Annotated in this window: 2 pseudogenes; both read left to right on the top strand. The window is 67.4% G+C overall.

Features of this window, described 5'->3' with window-relative positions:
- Nucleotides 1-1,144: pseudogene (locus JCM25156_RS25705) on the top strand (replication-associated recombination protein A); the annotation flags it as partial.
- A pseudogene (locus JCM25156_RS29070) lies at nt 1,141-1,259 on the top strand (RluA family pseudouridine synthase); the annotation flags it as partial. The pseudogenes JCM25156_RS25705 and JCM25156_RS29070, both read left to right, overlap by 4 nt.

Genomic DNA, 1,259 nt, shown 5'->3' with positions numbered 1-1,259 from the left:
TGATCCTGTGGGGTGGCCCCGGCGTGGGCAAGACCACCATCGCGCGCCTGCTGGCCGATGCGGCGGGGCTGCGCTTCGTGCAGCTTTCGGCGGTGTTTTCCGGTGTGGCGGACCTCAAGCGCGCGTTCGAGGATGCACGGCGCACCAGCGCGCAGGGCGGTGGCACGCTTCTGTTCGTGGATGAAATCCACCGCTTCAACCGCGCCCAGCAGGACGGATTCCTGCCGGTGGTGGAAGATGGCACCGTCGTGCTGGTGGGTGCGACGACGGAAAATCCCTCCTTCGCGCTCAACAGCGCGCTGCTTTCGCGCTGTCAGGTGCTGGTGCTGCACCGGCTGGATGACGCGGCGATGGAACAGCTCCTGCACCGCGCCGAAACCACCACCGGCACGCACCTGCCGCTCACGCCCGAAGCCCGCGCGACCCTGCGCGCCATGGCCGATGGCGACGGGCGTTACCTGCTGAACATGGTCGAGCAGCTTCTGGCCCTGCCCCCACGGGCGGAACCGCTTGACCCCGCTGGTCTGTCGCGCCTGCTCGCCCGCCGCGCGGCGCTGTATGACAAGGACCGGGAGGAACATTACAACCTGATCTCGGCGCTGCATAAATCCATGCGCGGCTCGGACCCCGACGCGGCGCTGTACTGGTTCGCCCGCATGCTGGAAGGGGGCGAGGATCCGCGCTACATCGCCCGCCGCCTGACCCGTTTCGCCGCCGAGGACGTGGGCATGGCCGACCCGCAGGCCCTGCAGCTGGCCATCGCCGCGTGGGAGACGTTCGAACGCCTCGGCTCGCCGGAGGGGGAGCTGGCTCTGGCCCAGCTTGTCGTGCATCTGGCCACCGCGCCCAAGTCCAACGCGGTGTACAAGGGCTACAACATGGCCCGCCGCGCCGCGCGCGCCACCGGCAGCCTGATGCCGCCCGCCCATATCCTGAACGCGCCGACCACGCTCATGAAGGATATTGGCTACGGCAAGGGCTATGAATACGACCACGATGCCGAGGGCGGCATATCGGGCCAGAACTACTTTCCCGACGGCATGCGCCGCCCCAGACTGTACCAGCCCACCAATCGGGATATGAACGTGAAGTCGCGCGACGACTGGACAGTTGGAACAGAGTGCGCGAAAGCCGTGGGTCATGAGTGTCGTTACCCTTACCGTCAGCGATGACGAAGCCGATATCCGCCTGGACCGCTGGTTCCGCAGGCACTACCCCCACCTGACGCAGGGCGCGTTGCAGAAGCTGTGCCGCACGGG

The sequence above is a fragment of the Komagataeibacter kakiaceti JCM 25156 genome (assembly GCF_000613305.1).
Note: the sequence above shows the minus strand (reverse complement) of the source record. Positions and strands in the feature narration are given on the sequence as shown.